The sequence below is a fragment of the Hymenobacter frigidus genome (assembly GCF_014640435.1).
Taxonomy (GTDB): Bacteria; Bacteroidota; Bacteroidia; order Cytophagales; family Hymenobacteraceae; genus Hymenobacter; species Hymenobacter frigidus.
Map to the genome: position 1 here is coordinate 153364 of NZ_BMGY01000006.1, position 17328 is coordinate 170691.

General features: G+C 59.2%; 13 protein-coding genes and 1 other RNA gene. 4 read left to right on the forward strand and 10 right to left on the reverse strand.

Annotated features, from left to right (window positions below; all coding sequences use genetic code 11):
- Nucleotides 1-90 precede the first annotated feature (90 nt).
- Nucleotides 91-861: an AMP nucleosidase gene (locus IEW17_RS05110; RefSeq protein ID WP_188560946.1), complete on the reverse strand. Its 771-nt coding sequence runs from the start codon at nucleotides 859-861 to the stop codon at nucleotides 91-93.
- Nucleotides 862-979: 118 nt separating this feature from the next.
- On the opposite strand from IEW17_RS05110, the gene IEW17_RS05115 reads away from it, so the two are divergent.
- Nucleotides 980-1441, forward strand: a complete 462-nt coding sequence (locus IEW17_RS05115) for a type I restriction enzyme HsdR N-terminal domain-containing protein (protein ID WP_188560968.1) — start codon at nucleotides 980-982, stop codon at nucleotides 1439-1441.
- Nucleotides 1442-1646: 205 nt separating this feature from the next.
- On the forward strand, nucleotides 1647-1892 hold the full coding sequence (locus IEW17_RS05120; RefSeq protein ID WP_188560947.1) for a hypothetical protein: 246 nt from the start codon (nucleotides 1647-1649) through the stop codon (nucleotides 1890-1892).
- A gap of 76 nt (nucleotides 1893-1968) precedes the next feature.
- Here the strand turns inward: IEW17_RS05120 and IEW17_RS05125 are convergent, their stop codons facing one another.
- The 4 genes from IEW17_RS05125 to IEW17_RS05140 form a co-directional block, all read right to left on the reverse strand.
- Complete coding sequence (locus tag IEW17_RS05125) at nucleotides 1969-3876, reverse strand: LTA synthase family protein (protein ID WP_188560948.1); 1908 nt, start codon at nucleotides 3874-3876, stop codon at nucleotides 1969-1971.
- 110 nt (nucleotides 3877-3986) lie between these two features.
- Complete coding sequence (gene ald / locus IEW17_RS05130; protein ID WP_188560949.1) at nucleotides 3987-5114, reverse strand: alanine dehydrogenase; 1128 nt, start codon at nucleotides 5112-5114, stop codon at nucleotides 3987-3989.
- Nucleotides 5115-5222: 108 nt separating this feature from the next.
- A complete protein-coding gene (locus tag IEW17_RS05135) occupies nucleotides 5223-5747 on the reverse strand; it encodes a VOC family protein (RefSeq protein WP_229748820.1) in 525 nt (174 codons plus the stop codon).
- Nucleotides 5748-5900: 153 nt separating this feature from the next.
- Nucleotides 5901-6671, reverse strand: coding sequence for a DUF1573 domain-containing protein (locus IEW17_RS05140; RefSeq protein WP_188560950.1), 771 nt, complete (start codon nucleotides 6669-6671; stop codon nucleotides 5901-5903).
- Between the two features lie 242 nt (nucleotides 6672-6913).
- On the opposite strand from IEW17_RS05140, the gene IEW17_RS05145 reads away from it, so the two are divergent.
- Complete coding sequence (locus IEW17_RS05145) at nucleotides 6914-9334, forward strand: alpha-ketoacid dehydrogenase subunit alpha/beta (RefSeq protein WP_188560951.1); 2421 nt, start codon at nucleotides 6914-6916, stop codon at nucleotides 9332-9334.
- Nucleotides 9335-9340: 6 nt separating this feature from the next.
- Here IEW17_RS05145 and IEW17_RS05150 read toward each other — a convergent pair whose 3' ends face one another.
- Nucleotides 9341-9880: a hypothetical protein gene (locus tag IEW17_RS05150; protein WP_188560952.1), complete on the reverse strand. Its 540-nt coding sequence runs from the start codon at nucleotides 9878-9880 to the stop codon at nucleotides 9341-9343.
- A 118-nt stretch (nucleotides 9881-9998) separates the two neighbouring features.
- Here IEW17_RS05150 and IEW17_RS05155 point away from each other — a divergent pair, with 118 nt between their 5' ends.
- Nucleotides 9999-11000: an acyl transferase gene (locus IEW17_RS05155; RefSeq protein ID WP_188560953.1), complete on the forward strand. Its 1002-nt coding sequence runs from the start codon at nucleotides 9999-10001 to the stop codon at nucleotides 10998-11000.
- A 204-nt stretch (nucleotides 11001-11204) separates the two neighbouring features.
- On the opposite strand, the gene IEW17_RS05160 is transcribed toward IEW17_RS05155, so the two are convergent.
- From IEW17_RS05160 to IEW17_RS05175, 4 genes are all read right to left on the reverse strand, one after another.
- Nucleotides 11205-12368, reverse strand: coding sequence for a sigma-54-dependent transcriptional regulator (locus IEW17_RS05160; protein ID WP_188560954.1), 1164 nt, complete (start codon nucleotides 12366-12368; stop codon nucleotides 11205-11207).
- A gap of 324 nt (nucleotides 12369-12692) precedes the next feature.
- The gene (locus tag IEW17_RS05165; RefSeq protein ID WP_188560955.1) at nucleotides 12693-15320 is read right to left on the reverse strand and encodes a T9SS type A sorting domain-containing protein; all 2628 of its coding nucleotides are present in this window, start codon (nucleotides 15318-15320) and stop codon (nucleotides 12693-12695) included.
- A gap of 369 nt (nucleotides 15321-15689) precedes the next feature.
- Nucleotides 15690-16145: RNase P RNA component class A (gene rnpB / locus IEW17_RS05170), an RNA gene on the reverse strand.
- A 217-nt stretch (nucleotides 16146-16362) separates the two neighbouring features.
- Nucleotides 16363-16869, reverse strand: coding sequence for a hypothetical protein (locus IEW17_RS05175; RefSeq protein WP_188560956.1), 507 nt, complete (start codon nucleotides 16867-16869; stop codon nucleotides 16363-16365).
- Nucleotides 16870-17328: the final 459 nt, after the last annotated feature.

The following is a 17328-nucleotide window of genomic DNA, read 5'->3' on the forward strand; positions in this document are numbered from 1 at the left end:
AAGGCCGGCGCAGCCCACGATTGAATTACTGCCACACGCGAGATGCCTCGGCTGCGCTCGGCATGACGTTCCCTATTGAATCTGCGGTCCCTACTCAAATCGCATGTGCTTCACCGACTCGCCCGAATTCTGCAGCTCCTGTAGCGACTCGATGCCGATTTGCAGGTGGCGCTTTACGAAATCGGTGGTCACTTTCGAGTCCGATTCGGACGTTTTCACGCCCTCCGGGGTCATGGGGTTGTCGCTCACCAGCAGCAGGGCTCCGTGGGGGATGTCGTTCATGAAACCAACTACGAAAATGGTGGCCGTTTCCATGTCTACCGCCATGGCGCGCACCCGGCGCAGGTAGTCCTTAAACTCAGCATCGTGCTCCCACACGCGGCGGTTGGTGGTGTACACCGTGCCGGTGAAGTAGTCGAGCTCGTGCTTTTTAATCATGCTGCTCACGGCGCGCTGCAACCGGAAGGAGGGGAGCGCCGGCACTTCCTTGGGCAGGTAGTCGTCGGAGGTTCCCTCGCCGCGAATGGCCGCGATAGGCAGCACCAAATCGCCGAGCTTGGTCTTTTTCAGGCCGCCGCACTTGCCCAGAAACAGCGCCGCCTTGGGCTTGACGGCCGAGAGCAAATCCATGACCGTAGCTGCCATGGGCGAGCCCATGCCGAAATTGATGATGGTGATACCGTTGGCCGTGGCCGTTTGCATGGGCTTGTCTTTGCCCCGCACCTCACAGTCGAACTGCTCGGCAAACATATACACGTAATTGCTGAAGTTGGTAAGCAGGATGTACTGCCCAAACTCGTCCAGCGGCACGCCGGTGTAGCGCGGCAGCCAGTTATTAACGATTTCTTCTTTGGTCTTCATAAGAGAGTAACTGAATGCCTGAGTGACTGAGTGGAGGATGAAAGCCAGTGGAACCACACCAAGTCACTCAGTCGCTCAGGCACTCAGTTACTCGGCAAAGCCCATACCTTTGGAGGTGATGCAAGCTCTGGACCTGCCGCCTTTCGACGCCAAACTTACGCAATCGGCCACGAATCAGCCCCTCATCTGGGACGGGCTGCGGCGCAAGCACGTGGTGCTCACGCCCGAGGAGTGGGTGCGGCAGCACGTGGTGCACTACCTAATTACGCACCTGGGCTATCCGCGCGGCCTGCTGGCCCTGGAGCGCGGCCTGCGCTACAACCAGCGCCAGAAGCGCACCGACCTGTTGGCGCTGAATTCGGAAGGCCAGCCCCTGCTGCTGGTGGAGTGCAAAGCGCCTGCCGTGGCCATCGACGCGGCCGTGGCCCGGCAAGCCACTACGTATAATCAAACCATCGGTGCGCCGCTGCTGCTGCTCACCAACGGCCTGGTGCACTACTGCTGGCGCGTTAATTTTGCCACGCGCACCAACGAGCGGCTGGATGAAATTCCGGCATTTGCGGCGGCGGTGAGGCTGTAATGTCGGTTTACTTAACTCAACTGCGAGAGGTGTTTACTAAACTTTGATTGGTAGACCAGTTTCACAAACTCGAAGCGACCGGCGGAAGGCGATTGCTGCCCTGCGAAAGACATGCGATTACCTTCGTTTAGGAGTTTGCTGAAAGGAGCCATATTTTGCGCATCAAATGAAAAAAGCGGTGTCCGTTCTGCTGGTACTGGGGCTCTTGTATGGGCTGTACGCCTGGGCCTTCGACCATGGGGACGCGGTGTACTCCCAGTTGCCCCACGTCAAGGTGGGCATGTCAAGCAACGAGGTGCGCGCGCTGCTAGGCCCGCCGGATACGACCTACGTTTGGGAAGAAGGGTCCCCCCTGCAGGTCTTGCACTACGACATGGGGCTCTTGGCGCCCGACGATGTGCGGGTGTTTCTGGACCATGATACCGTCACCCAAGTGACCTACGACCTCTAAACCGTCTCCTGCACCTGTTCAGTAAAACCGTGGAAATACCAAACCTTAAACCAATTACATACAACACCAGAATGTGTTATTTGTACAGTCGATTGTCCAGCAGTCCGTTCACGTAGAATTGCACGTTGGCGCGCAGTTCGTCGCCGTATTTTTTCACCAGCGCCGGGTCGGGGTTGGCCAAGGGCTGCGTGGGAATGAAGTGCGTTTGGTAAGGGTAGAGGTTTACTTTATTGTTATTGGTGAGCTCAGTCACGAAGTCAGCGTGCACCAGATAATACGATTCCCCGTCGCGGAAAATAGCCCGGCCGGTACTGGCCGAGTCAAATACCGAAGCGCCAAACGGCAGCAGCGCCTTGTGCTCCTGGCGCAGTCTCAGCACGTCGAGCACCGAAGCCGGTACATCGGCTTGCTGCGTGATGCGGCGCGGATTGGCCGGTGGCAGGGCCGGCCCGGGGCTGAAAAATAGCAGCGGTGTTTTGTGGTACCCCAGTGGGTTCTGGTAGTTGGGCCGGTCGGTTTGGGAAGTGTGGTCGGCGGTCAGGATAAACAGCGTGTTGGCGTACCAGGGCTGCTTTCGCGCCGCCCGGAAAAACTCCCGTAGTGCTAAATCGGCGTAGGCAATGGTGGGGTGGATGGGCTGCGTGCCCGCCGGAAACCGTCCCTTGTACTTGACCGGAACTGTGAACGGGTCGTGCGCGCTGAGCGTGAACAGCGTGGCCAGGAACGGCTGCCGCGTGGCGCTCAGCTGGCGGTTGAAATACTGCAGGTAGGGCTCATCGGAAATGCCCCAGTGGCCGTCGTAGTCGGGGCTACTAGCTCCGCCGGGGTATTCATTGAGGCCATAATAGTGCTGCATGCCCGCAATGCCGCTGAACATATCGAAGCCCATGGTGCCATTGGTGCCGCCGTGGTACATGGCCGTGGCGTAGCCGTGGCGGCCCAGGATTTCGCCCAGCCCGTGCAGCTCCGCCGTCTGAAAGCTGGAGGTAATGAAGGGCTCATCCATCAGCGAAGGCAGGCCCGCGAACACGGCTGGCAGCGCCTCAATGGAGCGGCGCCCGTTGGCGTAGTTCTCGCGCAGCAGCCGGGCGCCGGAGGTCACCGCCAGCGAGTCGAAAAACGGGGTATAGCCGCCCTGGCCGCCGTTTTCCACGCCCGTGTATTCGGAGCTAAAGCTTTCCAGCAGCAGCAGCACCACGTTGGCCGGCGCGGCCGGCGCAGGGCGCACGGGCAACGACACCTGGCCCAGGACCGGGCGCAATGCCACATTGGCGGCGAAATAGCTGGCGCGCTCCACCGGCACCTCATCAAACGATTTGAGCACGGTGAATGTGCTATTCAGGGCTAAGTGGCCCAGCACGGCGGGCTGCTGCTCGAAGGCCGTGCCGGTGCGCAGCGGCTTGAGCTGCCAGCCGCCGCGCAGGCCCAGCACCACCAGGCCCACGGCCACCACAAACTCCAGCCCGCGCTGCAGCCACGGGCGCCGGGCCAGACCACTGGTCAGTTCCGCAGGGCGGGGCATGGGGCACAGCCGCCACAGCAGGTAAATCAGGCCCAGTAGTGGCACGGCGAGGTACCAGTAATGCGTGCCAATTTGCCCGGCCTGTCGCGCAATGTCATCGCCAATCGTGTTCCACTCGTTGCTCAACCGCCGCCCAATAAATTTAAAGTACTCCCAGTCAATAACGTTGAGCAGCAAGCCGGATACGTTGAGCGCCACAAACAATGCGCGCAGCCACTGCTGTCCGCGCCGCGTCGTTACCGGCACCAGCAGCGAGAGCAGCACCAGCGGCAGGTTCAGCCAGAGCAGTGCCGACACATCAAACCGCAGCCCGTGCCCAAATGCCAGCAGTACCGTGGCTGTATCGATGGCCCGGAACGTAGCGAAGTTGAATAGGTAAAAGCCCAGCCGCAACAGCGTGTACGCGGCCATCAGCAATGCAAAGCGGCGCAACAACAGGCGGATGGCAGGCGATGGAAACATTAATTAAAAAATGAGAATTAAAAATTAAAAAATGGTCGTCTACAGTCATTAAAAAGCCCCCCCGACGCATTGTCGGGAAGGCTTCTTAAATTTTAACTCTCAATTTTAGTTTAAACCGCCGCCAGTTCCAGTACGGTTTCTACGTTCACCAGGGGCAGGCCCCACGCATCGGCTACGCCTTTGTAGACTACCTCGCCGTGCACCACGTTCAGGCCGAGGCGCAGAGCCTCGTCGCGGCGGCAAGCTTCCTGCCAGCCTTGGTTGGCCAGTTTCACGGCGTAGGGCAGGGTGGCGTTGGTCAGAGCCAGGGTGCTGGTGTAGGGCACGGCACCCGGCATGTTGGCCACGCAGTAATGCACCACGTCATCAATGATGAAAGTCGGGTTTTCGTGGGTGGTGGGGTGGCAGGTTTCGATGCAGCCGCCCTGGTCCACGGCCACGTCCACCACCACGGTGCCGGGACGCATGGTCTTGAGCATGTCGCGGGTGATGAGGTGCGGCGCCTTGGCTCCGGGAATGAGTACCGCGCCCACAATCAGGTCGGAGGTTTTGATGGCTTCGCGGATGTTGTACTCGTTCGAGTACTGCGTCACCACGTTCTTCGGCATAAAGTCATCGAGCTCGCGCAGGCGGGTGAGGCTCACATCCATGATGGTTACTTGCGCGCCCAGGCCGGCCGCTACTTTCGCGGCCTGCGTGCCTACCACGCCGCCACCCAGCACCAGTACGTTGGCGGGCTTCACGCCGGGCACGCCGCCGAGCAGAATGCCGCGGCCTTTCAGCGGTTTCTCCAGGTACTTCGCGCCTTCCTGCGGGGCCATGCGGCCGGCCACTTCGCTCATCGGGATGAGCAGGGGCAGGGCGCGGTTGCTGAGCTCCACCGTCTCGTAGGCCAGGCACACGGCCTTGCGTGCTATCATGGCGTGGGTCAGCTCCTCGCCGCTGGCGAAGTGGAAGTAGGTGAACAGCAGTTGGTTCTCCTTGATGAGCGGATACTCCTCCGCAATGGGCTCCTTTACTTTGATAATCATCTCGGCCTGCCCGTACACGTCGGCAATGGTGCCGAGCATGGTGGCCCCGGCCGTCTGGTACTCTTCGTCCGAAAAGCCGCTGCCTTCGCCGGCGGTGCTTTGCACCAGCACAGTGTGGCCGTGCTTGCGCAGCTCGGCTACGCCGGCGGGCGTGAGGCCCACGCGGTTTTCGTTGTTTTTAATTTCCTTAGGAACGCCGATAATCATGAGCGAAGGGGTGGGAATGGAGGTTAATAAAGGAGCTACTGTTTCGAGCCGCAAAGATAGGGCGCGGGGCTAGTACCGGTGGCGTTAAGATTTGGTTCACGCGTATGTTTATGCGTACTCCGCCAGTAGTGCGTTCAGGTCCAGGGCGCGGGTATACATCTGCAGGCTGCCGTCGGGGGCCAGGGGCCACTGGGCCTGCGGGCGGTCCCAGTACAGTTCCACGCCGTTGCCGTCGGGGTCATCCAGGTAAATAGCTTCCGATACGCCGTGGTCGGCCGAGCCGGTGATGGGGTAATTCGCCGCCGCCAGCTGGCGCAGCGCCCTCGCCAGCTCCGCCCGCGTGGCGTACAAAATAGCGGTGTGGTAGAGCCCCGCGCCCTGCTTGCGGGCGGGCGGGCCACCCAGGCTGTTCCAGGTATTGAGCCCGATGTGGTGGTGGTAGCCGCCCGCCGAAATAAACGCCGCCTGATTGCCAAACCGCTGCATAACCTTGAACCCCAGAATATCGCGGTAAAATCCGAGGGCTTTATCAATGTCCGTGACCTGTAAGTGGACGTGGCCAATGCGCGTCTGGGCCGGGACCTCATAAGCGCCACCCATACCAGGAATGGCACCAACAGTTGCGTTTTCCATAATTGAACTGATGTTCAAGAAAATATTAATGTACCAACATTAATCTAAAATCAATTCAAAAAAGAAGCCCTGCCAAACTGGTAGGGCTCCTCAAGTAATAGCCGCCGCAATTCCAATCTTGCTAAATCATCAAATCTGCGTAATCCGTGGTCTTTACTTGAACGGTACCGCCGTGCCGCTTTCCTTCACCATGCTGTTGCCGCTGAGGTCGCGCACGATGGTGGCGCGGAGCGTGATTTTGGCGTCGCCGCTCACATCATTCGAGGTAATGGTTACGGCGTCGCTTACCTGGCCGAGCTGGCGCTGGCTGTAAATCAGCTCCACTATTGAGCTCTGGCCGGGGGCAATAGGTGCGGGGGACGTTTTGTAGCCTACGCAGTAGCAACCGGCAGTGAGGGCGCCGAGTACCAGCTCCGTTTTGCCGGTGTTCTTCACCACGAAGCGCGCCGTGGGCTGCTGGCCGGCTTCCATCTTGCCGAAGTCGTGGCTGGTTTTATCGAGCACCAAATGCGGCGACTTAGCCAGCTGCGCCGCCGTCAGCGTCGGCTTGATTTCATCTTTGGTGAGCACCGCGCCCTTAATGCTGAGGACTTTGCTGGCCTCAGTGGCGTTGCTGGTCACGGTCACAGTTTTGTTGAATACGCCGGGGCGGCCGGCGCTGCTGTACATGGCCTTGATGATGCCGGTTTTGCCGGGCAGCACCGGGGTTTTGGTCCAGTCGGGCGTGGTGCAGCCGCAGCTGGCCTGCACGTTGGCAATGACCACGGGCTGGTTCCCGGTGTTCTTGAATTTGAAGGAATACGATGCCATGGTGCCTTCGGCCACGTTGCCGAAATCGTGGCTGTCGGTTTCGAACTGCATCACGGCCTGGGCGCGGGCCGTGAAGGCAAAAGCCAGCAGGCAAAGGGTAAGAAGCTGTTTCATGTCGAAAAAAACTAAATCCTTAAGCTACACGCCGGTGCCGCGCAGCTCAGTTAAATGATGACGAGAACGAATGACGACCACGCTGGTTCGGTTTAAACACAAAGCCGGGTTTGCCGTTTGCAGCTCAAATATACGGCTTTGGCGCGGGTGCCACCTACCCGGCCGCTATACCGTATTTTTGCGGCACGGCTCCGGCCGTTTCGTCCTCCCAATTGTATTCCCACCCCTCCGACTAGTTCTTTATGTCCACCGCCGAAATCGTTCTTCCCGCGCTAACCACCTCCCTCACCAAGGCCGACTTCCTGACCGATTATCGCCTGGCTTGGGAAAGCCGCCACGCCTCGCTGGCCGGCCGCAAGGAAGTGTTTATGGGCAAAGCCAAGTTTGGTATCTTCGGCGATGGCAAGGAAGTGCCGCAGCTGGCCATGGCCCGCGCCTTCCAAAACGGCGACTTCCGCGCCGGCTACTACCGCGACCAGACCTTTATGGCCGCCATCGGCCAGCTCACCTGGGAGCAGTACTTCGCCCAGCTCTACGCCAACCCCGATGTGGAAGCCGAGCCCGCCACGGCCGGCCGCGCCATGAATGGCCACTTCGCCACCCGCATGCTGGATGAGGACGGCAACCTGACCGACCTCGCCCACACCAAAAATTCCTCGGCCGATATCTCGCCCACTGCCAGTCAGATGCCGCGCTTGCTGGGCATGGCCTACGCCTCCAAGCTGTTTCGGCAAAACCCCGAGCTGCACCAGTTCGATACGCTTTCGACCAACGGCAACGAAGTAGCCTTCGGCACGATTGGCAACGCCAGTACCTCGGAGGGCATGTTTTTTGAGGCCCTGAACGCGGCCGGCGTGCTGCAGGTGCCCATGCTGGTGAGCGTGTGGGACGACCATTATGGCATCTCGGTGCCCGCCGAGTACCAGACCACCAAGCAGAGCATTTCCGATATCATGATGGGTCTGCAGCGCGATGGCGAAGGCCAGTCGGGCTTTGAGATTTACGTGGTGCGCGGCTGGGATTACGCCGGTTTGGTGGATACGTACCAGCGCGCCGCCGCCGTGTGCCGCGAGCAGCACGTGCCCGTGCTCATCCACGTCACGGAGCTCACGCAGCCGCAGGGCCACAGCACCAGCGGCTCGCACGAGCGCTACAAGAGCAAGGACCGCCTGGGCTGGGAAGAAGCCCACGACTGCCTGCACAAGCTGCGCGAGTGGCTCCTGGCCGAGGGCCACGCCACCGAGATGGAGCTCGACGAAATTGAGAAAAGCGCCGCCGCTACCATTAAAGCGGCCCGCACGGCGGCTTGGGCCGCGTTCTTCGACCCCATCAAGGCGGAGCGCGACGAGGCCGTGGCTTTGTTGGACAAGCTGGTGGCCGACACCGGCACTGAAAACACCATGCACGAGCTGGTGGAGCAGCTGAAAGTGAACCCCACGCCCATCCGGGCCGATATTGTGCGGACGCTGCGCCGCGCCCTGCGCCAGGTGCGCAACGAGAAGAAGAGCTTCGGCCGCCGCAGCGTGCAGCGCCACCTGGAACAGCTGCTGGCCGAAAACGCCGACCGCTACAACTCCAACCTATTCAGCCAGAGCGAGCTGGCCGTGGGTAACATCGAAGAAGTACCCGCCACCTACGCGCCCAACGCGCCGCAGGTAGATGGCCGCGAAGTGCTGCAGGCTTGTTTCAACGCCAATTTTCTGCGCGACCCTAAAATTTTCGCCATCGGCGAGGACGTGGGCAAAATCGGTGACGTGAACCAGGCCTTTGCCGGTTTGCAGGACAAGTTTGGTGAGCTGCGCGTGACCGATACGGGTATCCGCGAGTGCACGATTATCGGGCAAGGGATTGGCGCGGCGCTGCGCGGTCTGCGGCCCATCACCGAAATTCAGTACCTCGACTATTTGCTCTACGCCATCCAGATTCTGAGCGACGACCTGGCTTGCCTGCAGTACCGTACCAAGGGCGGCCAGAAGGCACCGCTCATCGTGCGGACCCGCGGGCACCGGCTGGAAGGCGTGTGGCACTCCGGCTCGCCCATGCAAATGATTCTGGGCAGCATCCGGGGCATCCACGTGTGCGTGCCGCGCAACATGGTGCAGGCCGCTGGGTTCTACAACACGCTGCTGCGCAGCGACGAGCCCGCCTTGGTGATTGAGTGCCTGAACGGCTACCGTTTGAAGGAAACCACGCCGAGCAACATCGGCGAGTTTACGCTGCCGCTGGGCCGCCCCGAGGTGCTGCTGGCCGGCACCGACGTAACGGTGGTGACCTACGGCTCGATGTGCCGCATCGTGATGGAAGCCGCCAAGCAGCTGGCCGACGTGGGCATTTCGGTGGAAGTAATCGACGTGCAGACCTTACTGCCCTTCGATACCGACCACCTGATTGCCGACAGCCTGCAAAAAACCAACCGCGTGATATTCGCCGACGAGGACGTGCCCGGCGGCGGCACCGCCTTCATGCTGCAGCACGTGCTGGATGAGCAGCAGGCCTACCGCTTCCTCGATTCGCAGCCGCGCTGCCTGGCCGCGCAGCCCCATCGCCCGGCCTACAGCTCCGATGGCGACTACTTCAGCAAGCCCAACGCCGAAGACGTGTTCGACACCGTGTATGAATTGATGAGCGAAGTGGTGCCGGAGCGGTTTCCGGAAATCTACTAGGTCAGCTTACAGCCGCACCGTGTTGGTCGTCACCACGTTGCTTTCGTTGAGCGAGCGGTCGGCGATATTTACCTCGAACTTGTACTCAGTGCCGGGGCGGTAGGCAAAAGCCGTATCGAGCGGAAACACGAGGCTGCGCCGGAGGATTCCTTCCAGGGGGCCGGCTTTGGCATCGGGTTTGGTCAGTCGGATGAAACGCCCGTTGTCTTTGCCCAGCGGAGTCAACGGCACAAAGATGCCCCGCCGGTTTTTATAGAAAGACTGCAGGAAATAGTTCTCGTAGTAGCGGTTCTGTTTGTTGTTGTAGGCGAACGGGCCGGTGTTGTCCGTATTATCGAGGCCGAGGTTGCCGTCGCCGTCCTGAAATTTCAGGGCAATTTCGATGGAGTCGCGCAGGCCGAAGTTGCCGCCCAGCCGGATTACCGTCACGCCCTCTAATTCAATTTTCGGCTTGTCGGGAAAATTGGGTGGATTGATGCAGCTGCTGATGCTTACTGCCGCCAGGCTAAACAAGGCGATGCCGCGCAGGGTACGAAACAAGTTCATAAGTACAGAAAGTGAAGAGTCAGGAATACAACGGCCGAAGTGGCTCCAAAGTACGTTTTTCTCAACGAATGAGGCGGCACGTTGGTTCGTGCTCCCCGGTTAACCGTTGGTTCAGGTCATGAGTTTTCGTTCTGATTTTTTGCGGCACCTGCCCCAGGTCACGGCGGCCACGTTTGAAGCGGCTGCGCTGGCCTTGTTCCGGTACCAGGCCGCGCATTGTCCGCCCTATACCGAGTACCTGGCTCAGCTACAACGTAAGCCTGATACAATCAGCCGGTTAACGGATATTCCGTTTCTGCCCATCGAGTTTTTTAAGACCCATGACGTGCGTACCGCGCCCGCCGAATGGACGCCCCAGGAGGAGTTCCTAAGCAGCGGCACTACGCTGCAGCAGCGTAGCCGCCACCAGGTGCGCGAGCCGGCGCTGTACCGCGAAAACGCGGCCCGCATCTTTGAACAATACTACGGCCCGCTCCCCGGCTGGACGTTTCTGGCGCTGCTGCCGTCGTATCTGGAGCAGGGTCAGTCGTCGCTGGTGGCAATGGTCGACTATTTTGCTCAGCAATCGCGTCAGGCGCAGCCTGCGTTTTTCCTGCGCGACCACGCGGCCCTACGCGCCGCACTGGCCCAGGCCAAACAAGAGCCCGGTCGCCGCGTCATGCTCCTCGGCGTGAGCTACGCCCTGCTCGATTTTGTCGCCGAAGCCGGCCCCGCGCCCGAGCTGCAAGGGCTCACCGTGCTCGAAACCGGGGGCATGAAGGGCCGCCGCCGCGAGATGATTCGCGAGGAGCTGCACCAGGAACTGCAGCAGGTCTTCGGGCCAGCGGGCATTCACTCCGAGTACGGCATGACGGAATTGCTCAGCCAGGCCTACTCGCTGGGCAACGGCCGTTTCCATTGCCCAGCGCCGCTGCGGGTGCTGCTGCGTGAGCCTTCGGACCCATTTTCGGTGGCCGAGTTCCGGCCGGATGGCGCCATCAATGTGATTGACTTGGCCAACGTGGATTCCTGCGGCTTTATTGAGACCAAAGACCTGGCGCGAATGCATCCGGATGGGTCGTTTGAAGTGCTGGGAAGAATGGATAATTCGGACGTACGCGGGTGTAATCAGCTGGTGTAATGCCTGTCATAGCGAGGCGGAGCCGAAGCAATCCGTCCTGACAGTGCCAGTCACTTGCTGATGTGACAAACCTTTTCTCCGCTTCAACAAAAAGTCCCGGCACTGTGCAGTGTCGGGACTTTTTGTTTGTAAAAAGCGTCTGATTTTTACAGGATGGATTGCCGCGCTCCACTTCGTTCCGCTCGTAATAACAGGGCGTGGAACCTACTTCCCGGCAAATGCCTGCGCGTCGCCTTCTGAAATCGTGTCGTCGCTCATAATCACGAGCCGTTCCACCACATTGCGCAGCTCGCGGATATTGCCGCGCCAGTCCAGTCCCTTGAGGTATTCGAGCGCGGCGGCGTCGATTTTCTTGGGTTTGTTGCCGTAGTCGGCCGCGATGTCGTTGAGGAACTTCTGAATCAACTCCGGAATATCATCGCGCCGGTCGTTCAGAGCCGGTACTTGGATTAGAATGACTGAGAGGCGGTGGTACAGGTCTTCGCGAAAATTGCGGTCGGCGATTTCCTGCATCAGGTTTTTATTGGTGGCGGCGAGGACGCGCACGTTCACCGAAATTTCCTTTTCGCCACCTACACGGGTGATTTTGCTTTCCTGCAACGCCCGCAGCACCTTGGCCTGGGCCGACAGGCTCATATCGCCGATTTCGTCCAGGAAAAGCGTGCCGCCATCGGCCTGCTCAAACTTGCCGATGCGCTGCTTTATAGCCGAGGTGAAGGAGCCTTTCTCGTGGCCGAATAGCTCGCTTTCAATCAACTCCGACGGGATGGCGGCGCAGTTTACTTCCACCATGGGGCCTTGGGCGCGTTGGCTGAGCTCGTGCAGCTGGCGGGCCACCATTTCCTTGCCGGCCCCGTTGGGGCCGGTAATCAGGACGCGGGCATCGGTGGGGGCTACTTTTTCAATGGCTTTGCGCACAGCCCCAAGGGCGGCCGAAGACCCCACCATTTCCGAGCCTTTCGAGACGGAAAGCTTCTTTTTCAGCGTCTTGGTTTCGCTCACCAGCTTGGTGCGGTCCAGGGCATTACGGACGGTGACGAGGAGGCGGTTGAGGTCGGGGGGCTTGGACAGGAAGTCGTACGCGCCTTTCTTGGTGGCTTCCACGGCCGTGTCGATGCTGCCGTGGGCCGATACCATGATGAAGGCGGCGTCGGTGCCCATGGCCTGGGCACGGGTCAGGACTTCGAGACCGTCCATCTTGGGCATTTTGATGTCGCAGAGCACCACGTCGTACTTCTGTTGAATGAGCATGTCGAGGCCGGCCGGGCCGTCCTCGGCCTGGTCAACCTTATAGTTTTCAAATTCCAGAATCTCCTTCAGCGTGTTGCGGATGGCTTTTTCGTCGTCGATGATGAGAATGCGGGGCATGGAAATGAATCGGGTGAGTAGGGGGTCAAAGTAACGAAAGGCCCGGCGGACTATCACAGCGGGTTGCGGGTGCTGCTGCCATGCGGTATTTGCGAAGCCTCGTACAGGAGCAGAAATTATCGTGCGTCATGGAGAAAATACTTCGTAGACTTAGCACCGCACCTACGCTCATAAATATAAAAAATGGCTATCTGGTTACGAAAATAGTCGTTTCCACTGGCCGACTTTTGAGCTGGCCGCGTTTCCAGCGGCCACTGGTAGCCACAAAAAAGGGCTGACCAATGGCCAACCCCTTTCAACTGGAACACAGCCATGCGCCGGTTCTTAGTCTACCTTCAGTCGCTGGCTCAGCGGGCCGCAGCGCAGCACATAGAGCCCGGCCGGGAGGCCTGTGAGCGACACAAGGGTTTCATTATCGGTAGCCGAGGCAGACTGGGTGCGAACCAGCCGGCCAACGGAATCAAAAAGTTGAAGCGGGGCCGTGGGGGCCGGCCCGAGCACCCGCGCCCACACCGTGCCATGCGCGGGGTTGGGGTACACCTGCAGCTGCGCCGCATTAGCCGCCCCGTTTAGCGCCACGGTCCGCACCGGCGAGTAGGCGGCCGTGCCGTTGGTGTCGGTCTGGCGCAGGCGGTAGTAGAGCAGGTTGGCGCCGGCCGGCAGCTTGCCGTCGAGGAAGGTGTACGAGTGGGCGGTGTTGCTGGTGCCCGCGCCGTCCACGGTGCCCACATTCGCGAAGCCGCGGCCGTCGGTGCTCCGCTCCAGCGTGAAGCCGGCGTTATTAAGCTCCGTAGCCGTAGCCCAGGCCAGGCGCACGGCGGCCGGGCCTTCGGCGCGGGCCGTGAACTCGTGCAGCTGCACGGGCAGCGGGGCGTTGCCTTCGAGCAAGGCCCCAATTACAAGTGATTGCGCCGGGCCTTTATAGTTCTCCGCGTTGTTGATAAAGGTCGATGCGCCTGGGTTGGTGCTGTTGTAATCAAAAACGTAGGCGTAGTAGTTGGTGTTGGAATTCAGGCCGGTAACGGTTGCCGCAGGGGCACCGCCCGTGAATACCACGTAGTAAACGCGGCCCTGGCTGTCCTGCAGCGTGCTCTGCCCGCTGCCTTGGAAAGTGCCGCCGCTGGAGTTGTAGTCGGTGCCGTCGCTCGGCATTACATCGGGCACGCTGAGCGTGGCGCTGGTGCTGATGAGCACGAGGTGAAACTCGCCGTAGCCCGAAAGCGCGGCGTCGGGCGTGAAGGCGATGGAAGCCGAAGCGTCGCCCTTGCTGCGGGTGGAGGTGAAGGGTGTGTCGCGGGTCGGCTCCACGTCGATGGCCGTGCCGCGCAGCTTGTTGGCGTCCGTGCTTGAGAACATGCTCACGATGGGCGTCACCGTATTGGCCGGGGCGGCCGTCACGTCGGGCGTGAGGTACTGCAGCACCGCCTGGGCGGCTCCCACCCGGTTGGGCGCGTAAATCACGTAAATATCCCGGTCGATAATGTTAGTCATGGGGTCCGGGTTGAGCTCGATGTAGCTGGAGCCCGGCACCGCCGGGTCGGTGTACGTCACGCCATCGGTCGAAATTCGAAACTGGGCGTAGCCGTCGGGGTTGCCCAGCGCGCCCATCGACTCGCCCGAAACCGAGATGCGGACGGGGTTGCGCACCAGCTCGGCATGAATGCGAATCAGCTGCGAAGTGGACTGCACACTTGACCCGATAACGAGCGGAGCGGGCTTGGTATAAATGGTGCGCGACTCGATGCTGCCAATGCTATTGGCCTGCACGATAGCGGCCCTCGACGTGGCGGGCTCGCTGTCGAAGGTCACGCCGGTTCCGCTTTCGGTGCCGGCCACCAGGGGTACGTAGCGCACGTACACCGTCGTGTTGTTTACGGTGCCGTCCATGGCCGGAATCGTAATGGTGTTGCCGGTAGTGCTACCGGGCGTGCCGTTGCCCAGGCCGCCGAAGGCCGCATCCAGCGAAACCTGAAAATTATTGGGCGCGCGCACCGTGATGCCATTCACGAGAAAGCTGCCGCTCACAATTAAGGTCTGGTTGGCAGAGGCTTTTTCCGGCACTGTGCTGAAGGGCATCAGGGGCTGGCCGCCGCTGGTGCTCACAGTGAAAGTGGAAGAGGTATTGGTACCGGTGAAGGGGTTGTTGCCGGTCACTTGCACCACGTTATCGGGGGCTGCTATGGCTGTGCCGCTGGTTGCGGTGATGGTGCCCGTGAAATTGCTTTGGCTGGGAATCGGGCCCACGATACGGGCCTCGATGGTGGTTGCGGGGACTTTGCCGTTGACTGGTGCAATGGTGAGTGAAGTCGCAAATGCACTGTTGGACACCGCCGGATTGCGCACCTGAATGGCCCCCGACGCCGTGCCGCCCGTGAGCGCCGTGGTCAGCGTGAGGAGGGTGACTAGATTATCGCCGCCCACCACGAAGGTTTTCGTCTGGCCCGAGCCGGTTTGCGAAACGGCTCCGAACGGTAGGGTGGTAGGGTCAACAAATACATATGGTCCGGCGGGGGCGGTGCCGGTCACGGCCGCCCTTTGCGTAGTTGCGCCCGGGTTCGAAACCTGCACATCGTCGGCGTACGAGCCGGTGTTTGCCACGGGGGCAAACCGAACATCAACCGCTACGGGGCCAACATTGACCGCGCTCGAAGGCAGGTCAACGGCCTGAGTGGAGAACGCAGCGGTCCCCGTTCGGATTTCAAAACCCGCAGGGGCTGTCACCGTGATGTTGCCGCTCAAGCCGGTCCCGCTCACCAGGAAGGTTTGCAGAGCTGACGTACGGCCCACGGGCACCGTGCCGAAATCCTTCAATGGCAAGGTGTTGTTGGGTGCTGGCTGCAGCGTGATGGACTGGGCCCGCAACGCCGCCGGCGCCAGTACACTTAGCAGCAGCATGAGCAGATACACGCCCGGAAACGGGCGGGAACGCGCGAATAAGTAGATTTTATTCATGATTTTGATATATAAGTGGTTGGCTTATAAGCTGGTGGAATGTAGTGGTTGTAGAACCGTAGAATTGTGGTTTTTGCCGCTCCTGAAACTTTCTACTGAATGGCAATCGAAGGGCTTCGGGAGAGAAGTTTCTAACCAGGTGGTGACCAATTCCATCAATTGAAAGAATGCCGGTCGTACAAATGGAAACACAAAATTATTTCCTTCCTGCCCCAGCTTTCTTCAAAAAACCTCCCCTAATTGCGGTAGTGCAGCCATTGGGGCCAGCCCTGGCGCGGGCAGTTGGCAGGGCTTTATTGCCTGCGCAACTTTTCCGGCGAATTCAACCACAAAAAGAGGCCGCCCTGTTGCCAGGGCGGCCTCTTTATATTGGGTGATGGGTCTGTAAGCCGGGTTTTGTCCGCTGCCGAGGCAGCTGCCCCACCATTTATCTAGGCCAGTCGTTGCCGAAAGGCTCCATCAACCTACCCGCTGGCGCCGGACGAGCCGCCCGGAGCCGATGCTTCCGAAGAAGCGCCGGCGTACCAGCTTATTTGGTCTTTCAACCCCTGAGGTTTACCCAGCCGGAACGGTCACCCGCCCGCTGGTGCGCTCTTACCGCACCTTTTCACCCTTACCTACTGCGACTGAGTGGCTGAGTGCCGGAGTGATTCTGTTCACTCAGTTACTCTTTCGCTCAGTCACCGTCTGGCGGTAATTTTCTGTGGCACTTGCTGTCCTGGGTTGCGTTATGCGCGCCAGTCCTTCCCGTTAGGAAGCAAGGTGCTCTGCGTTGCCCGGACTTTCCTCGTCGCCCGAAAGCGCCGCGGTGGGGCGACCCATCACTGCGGGCAAAGGTAAAAGGAGTTGTTCAAAGCGCACCCTCTTCTAAGCCATGTCGCCCATTTCTGCCTTCATTCAAGGCATAAAAAAGCCCCTTGTACATAACAAGGGGCTTTTTAACTACAAGCTAGCAGCTACCGGATTTATCCGGAAACAACCAACTCAATACTGCGTGGGCAATGCAAACAGCTGAACTGTAATTACATTATCCAGTGTATTACTAAATCTTAGTGGCGGTGATTTTCAGGAAGGCGTTTCCGTCAATGTCCACTTTGAAATCCGATTCAATGTTGTAGCCAACAAGTTCGGGCACAGAGCCGAAGGTGGTTGAGGCATTTTCAAAGCGGTAAGGCCATGACGGTGCACCGCCGCCATATTGCGAAATAAACCCGCCATTGGCATCTAAAATGGGGAGGACAAAGTTAGAGGCGGTAAGCGGGGCCACACTACGGAGCTGATAGATAACCTTTTTGGCGCCAGCGGGAATTACATTAGTGACCCGCATAATTAACGTGGAGGGGTCTGTCGTGGGGAAGAACCCGAACATGCCGTCGCCATAACCAAACGTAGTTATAATGGCGCCTTCCTGCAAGTAGGTAGGGGTAACTGCATCCGCAGAGTTTGCGGTCAAGGCGGGCGCAGGCGCTACATTCTCTTTGCTGCAACCTGAGAGGAAGAGAACAGCAGCCATGGCTGCTAATGCGGGGATACGTATAAAGTTTGTCATGTTGAGTAAAAATTAATTTTGATGTTTAAACGTTGTTTGATGATGTGAATTTGGGGTGAAAAAATATGACTTCAAAATTTTTGTAGAAAATTTCTATAAAAATTTTTTTACAAAAAAGTGGAGATAGAACATTCCGTAGCTAAGAAGTTAAAATTATGAAATTTTGACTATAAATTATTGCACTAAACCGTTTTGACTTTTTTTGACATCTCGCTCGCTTTTTTTTAAGAGTACCCAGGCCAGGTGCTTGCTGATTGCCGGCTGGCAAGGGGCCTCATCTACACACTGTGCACACTAAGCCAGCAAGTAGAAGGCTACTTAAATCAATTTGGGTACTGCAGCCGGCTATTGGATAGCTAGGCAAAAGGGTAAATCCAGGCCGCAACACCTAATTGTCTCGTCCGGCTATTTGTTGACAGGAATAAGGCAAGGGCCCCGCTCGGATTTTCCGGCGGGGCT

Excerpts from the sequence above, each read along its gene's own strand:
- IEW17_RS05110 (WP_188560946.1), bottom strand. The coding sequence starts at position 861 with ATGAAGACCAAAGAAGAAATCGTTAATAACTGGCTGCCGCGCTACACC.
- IEW17_RS05115 (WP_188560968.1), top strand. The coding sequence starts at position 980 with ATGCAAGCTCTGGACCTGCCGCCTTTCGACGCCAAACTTACGCAATCG.
- IEW17_RS05125 (WP_188560948.1), bottom strand. The coding sequence starts at position 3,876 with ATGTTTCCATCGCCTGCCATCCGCCTGTTGTTGCGCCGCTTTGCATTG.
- ald (WP_188560949.1), bottom strand. The coding sequence starts at position 5,114 with ATGATTATCGGCGTTCCTAAGGAAATTAAAAACAACGAAAACCGCGTG.
- IEW17_RS05135 (WP_229748820.1), bottom strand. The coding sequence starts at position 5,747 with ATGGAAAACGCAACTGTTGGTGCCATTCCTGGTATGGGTGGCGCTTAT.
- IEW17_RS05140 (WP_188560950.1), bottom strand. The coding sequence starts at position 6,671 with ATGAAACAGCTTCTTACCCTTTGCCTGCTGGCTTTTGCCTTCACGGCC.
- IEW17_RS05145 (WP_188560951.1), top strand. The coding sequence starts at position 6,914 with ATGTCCACCGCCGAAATCGTTCTTCCCGCGCTAACCACCTCCCTCACC.
- IEW17_RS05150 (WP_188560952.1), bottom strand. The coding sequence starts at position 9,880 with ATGAACTTGTTTCGTACCCTGCGCGGCATCGCCTTGTTTAGCCTGGCG.
- IEW17_RS05155 (WP_188560953.1), top strand. The coding sequence starts at position 9,999 with ATGAGTTTTCGTTCTGATTTTTTGCGGCACCTGCCCCAGGTCACGGCG.
- IEW17_RS05160 (WP_188560954.1), bottom strand. The coding sequence starts at position 12,368 with ATGCCCCGCATTCTCATCATCGACGACGAAAAAGCCATCCGCAACACG.
- IEW17_RS05165 (WP_188560955.1), bottom strand. The coding sequence starts at position 15,320 with ATGAATAAAATCTACTTATTCGCGCGTTCCCGCCCGTTTCCGGGCGTG.
- IEW17_RS05175 (WP_188560956.1), bottom strand. The coding sequence starts at position 16,869 with ATGACAAACTTTATACGTATCCCCGCATTAGCAGCCATGGCTGCTGTT.